At 71.1% G+C, this 3,988-nt stretch carries 2 protein-coding genes and 1 pseudogene; 2 read left to right on the plus strand and 1 reads right to left on the minus strand.

What is annotated here, in order from left to right; genetic code table 11:
• Positions 1-205 precede the first annotated feature (205 nt).
• Positions 206-1,447 carry a nucleotide sugar dehydrogenase gene (locus ACWF94_RS35485; RefSeq protein ID WP_453498339.1) on the minus strand — a complete coding sequence of 414 codons (1,242 nt, stop codon included), beginning with the start codon at positions 1,445-1,447 and terminating at the stop codon, positions 206-208.
• A gap of 406 nt (positions 1,448-1,853) precedes the next feature.
• On the opposite strand from ACWF94_RS35485, the gene ACWF94_RS35490 reads away from it, so the two are divergent.
• Together ACWF94_RS35490 and ACWF94_RS35495 are read left to right on the plus strand one after the other, a co-directional pair.
• A complete protein-coding gene (locus ACWF94_RS35490; protein ID WP_453498342.1) occupies positions 1,854-3,560 on the plus strand; it encodes a glycerol-3-phosphate dehydrogenase/oxidase in 1,707 nt (568 codons plus the stop codon).
• Positions 3,561-3,791: 231 nt separating this feature from the next.
• Positions 3,792-3,988, plus strand: a pseudogene (locus ACWF94_RS35495) (carbon monoxide dehydrogenase); the annotation flags it as partial.

Genomic DNA, 3,988 nt, shown 5'->3' on the forward strand with positions numbered 1-3,988 from the left:
CCCTGAGGGTTCTGCGCGCCGTGAGAACCTCCCTGGTTCCCGAACGGGTTGCCGGACGGCGACGGTGGCGGAACGGGCTGGCTCATGGCGGATGTCCCCCTGGACGTACGTGCTCTCCGGAAAGGTGAGCGAAGGATCCGGACACTAACAGCCGGATCTGACAACGATGTAACGAGTTGTGCCGCCGGAGCCCCCGGACCGCTGGTCAGAGCCGGTGCGCCGCCCCCGCCGGGGTGGCGCCCCGGGTGTCCAGGAGGAGCTGGGCCTTCACGGCGAGGCCCTGGAGGTCGTACGTACGGTGGTGCTGGAGCAGCACCGTCAGATCGGCGCCCGCGGCGGCCTCGTAGAGAGAGTCCGCGCGGGGGACCGGCTGTGCGTGCACCCGCCAGGCCGGGATGTACGGGTCGTGGTAGCTGACGGACGCCCCCAGCTCCATCAGCCGGCGGGCGATCTCGGTGGCGGGTGAGCCCTGGAGGTCGGCGAGGTCCGGCTTGTAGGTGACCCCGAGGAGCAGGACCCGTGCGCCGCGCGCCGACTTGCCGTGTTCGTTGAGGAGGGTGGCGCAGCGCTGGATGACGTACTGGGGCATCCGGGCGTTGATCTCCTGCGCGAGGCCCGCCATCCGCAGCGGGTGCCCGGGGGTGCGGCCGCTGTACGGCACGACGCTGGGGTCCAGGGGCACACCGTGGCCGCCGACTCCGGGCCCGGGGCGGAAGGCGTGGAAGCCGTACGGCTTGGTCTCGGCGCAGCGGATGACGTCCCAGAGGTCGACGCCGAGGTCGTGGCAGAGCACCGCCATCTCGTTGACCAGGGCGATATTGACGTGGCGGAAGTTCGTTTCCAGGACCTTGACGGTCTCGGCCTCGCGCGGGCCCCGGGCGCGGACCACCTTGTCGGTGAGGCGGTTGTAGAACGCGGCGGCGGACTCGGTGCAGGCGGGGGTGAGACCGCCGATGACCTTGGGGGTGTTGGCGTAGTCGTCGGTGCGGCTGCCGGGGTCGACCCGGCCGGGGGAGTACGCGAGATGGAAGTCGCGGCCCGCGCGCAGCCCGGAGCCCTCCTCCAGGATCGGGCGCAGGAACGTCTCCGTGGTGCCGGGCTGTACGGCGGATTCGAGCAGCACGGTGGTGTGTGCGCGCAGCCGGGACGCCAGGGCGCGGGCGGCGTCGGCGAGCGCGGTGAGGTCGAGGTTGCCGTCGGCGCCGATGGGGGTGGGGACGCAGAGGACGGCGGTGCGGACCCGGCCGAGTTCGGCCGGGTCGGTCACGGTCCTGAATCCTCCGGAGACCATCCTGCGGATGTCGGCGGGGGTGCGTCCCGCCGCCGGTTCGCTCAGGTGCCGTGGGTCGGTGTCATAGCCGATGGTCTCGATACCGGCGGACACGGCGGCCTGGGCGAGGGGCAGGCCGTAGTGACCGAGTCCGATGACGGCGAGATCTGCGGGCATGGCGTTGGCCGTCCTTCCCATAACCGGAGGGGAGCGTTGGCGCAAGCCCTGTGGACAGAACGGGCGGGCGCAATGTCAGACTAGGCGTAAATATGACCGATATGCCGTATTGCATGGGTGTGGCTGTCCGAGTGTTATCCACAGGCGGTGGCTGAAGTCGGCGACTGCGGACAGAATCGATGTTGTGAGCCCGACCGCCCGGCCCCGGCCAGACGGTGGAAACGCACAGGTCCGGCATACCGGGGACCTGGCGAAGAGGGTGTGCGGGGCCCGTGCGCATGGGGCCCGGCCCGCTCGGGCACACGGGCACATGACGCCCGGCCGCACGGGTGCGTGGGCAGACGCGGGTCCGGCCGCAGGGCAGCGGACCCGGCCAGGGGTACACGGGGGCGACGGGAGGCACGCAGTGAGGACAGCGACACTGGGACCCGAGGAGCGCGCACAGGCACTCGCCGGCATGGCCGAGCGCGAGCTGGACGTACTGGTGGTCGGCGCGGGTGTGGTCGGTGCCGGGACCGCGCTGGACGCGGTGACGAGAGGGCTCGCCACCGGACTGGTGGAGGCCCGTGACTGGGCATCGGGCACATCGAGCCGCTCCAGCAAGCTCATCCACGGCGGACTGCGCTATCTGGAGATGCTGGACTTCGCGCTCGTCCGCGAGGCGCTCAAGGAGCGCGGGCTGCTGCTGGAGCGGCTGGCGCCGCATCTGGTGAAGCCGGTGCCGTTCCTCTACCCGTTGCAGCACAAGGGCTGGGAGCGGGTCTACGCCGGATCGGGCGTCGCGCTGTACGACGCGATGTCGGTCTCGTCCGGCCATGGCAGGGGGCTCCCCGTCCACCGCCATCTGTCGCGTCGGCACGCTCTGCGCGTCGCGCCCTGTCTGAAGCGGGACGCCCTGGTCGGAGCCCTGCAGTACTACGACGCCCAGATGGACGACGCCCGGTATGTGGCGACCCTGGTGCGCACCGCGGCGAGCTATGGGGCCCAGGTCGCCAGCCGGGCCCGGGTCATCGGCTTTCTGCGCGAGGGCGAGCGGGTCGTCGGCGCGCGCGTCCAGGACGTCGAGGGCGGCGGGGAGTACGAGATCCGCGCCAAACAGATCGTCAACGCCACCGGGGTGTGGACCGATGACACCCAGGCCCTGATCGGGGAGCGCGGCCAGTTCCATGTGCGCGCCTCCAAGGGCATTCACCTGGTGGTGCCCAAGGACCGCATCCACTCCACGACCGGTCTGATCCTGCGGACCGAGAAGTCGGTGCTGTTCGTCATCCCCTGGGGACGGCACTGGATCGTCGGCACCACGGACACCGACTGGGACCTCGACAAGGCGCATCCCGCGGCCTCCAGCGCCGATATCGACTATCTGCTGGAGCACGTCAATTCGGTGCTCGCCGTCCCGCTCACCCGCGACGACGTCCAGGGGGTGTACGCAGGGCTCCGGCCGCTGCTCGCGGGCGAGTCGGACGCCACCAGCAAGCTCTCCCGCGAGCACACGGTCGCGCATCCCGTCCCCGGGCTCGTCGTCGTCGCGGGCGGGAAGTACACGACCTACCGCGTGATGGCGAAGGACGCGGTGGACGAGGCGGTGCACGCCCTCGACCAGCGGGTCGCCGACTGTGTCACCGAGGACGTGCCGCTGGTCGGCGCCGAGGGATACACCGCGCTGTGGAACGCGCGGGCGAGGATCGCCGCCCGCACCGGCCTCCATGTGGTCCGCGTGGAACATCTGCTGAACAGGTACGGCTCGTTGACGGAGGAGGTGCTCGCCCTCATCGCCGAGGACCCGACCCTGGGCGAACCGCTCGGCGCCGCCGACGACTATCTGCGGGCCGAGATCGTCTACGCCGCCTCGCACGAAGGCGCCCGGCATCTCGACGACGTACTGACCCGGCGCACCCGGATATCGATCGAGACCTTCGACCGGGGCACCCGCAGCGCCCGTGAATGCGCGGAGTTGATGGCGCCGGTGCTGGGGTGGGAGAAGGAACAGATCGAGAAGGAAGTGGCGCACTACGAGAAGAGGGTGGAGGCGGAGCGCGAATCACAGCGGCAGCCGGACGATCTGACGGCGGACGCGGCGCGGCTGGGGGCACCTGACATCGTGCCTCTGTGATCCCGCCCCCGGCGGCCCTCGCAGCGTCTCGACCAGCCAGGCGGTGAGCTTTACCGTGAGTGGTGGCATGGTGGATGGTCCCGGCCTTTCCGCGGTCGCCCCGGTGATCGGCTGACCCGGGAGTACCACCTGTCCCGGAGTGAGGGACAATGGAGCCTCTGCCAGGGCGTGTTACCGCATCGCGCGGGAGCGGCGGGCGCGGGCGAAGATCAGGGATCGCAGAGGGGACGCATGTCGGAGGCGGAGCAGTCGCGGGAACCCCAGCGGGACAAGTCCACGGACCTCAAGCCGGAGGAGCCCCGGGGTGGGTCGGGGGAGCCGACGGGGGGCGCGAATGCGGACGCGCCGGGCGCGGATTCGTCCGACGTGCGGCCCCGGGCGGGATCCGACGCGGACGCCGACGCGCCCTCGGGCGCGGAAGCCGGGCC

The organism is Streptomyces sp. NPDC055078 (assembly GCF_053607985.1).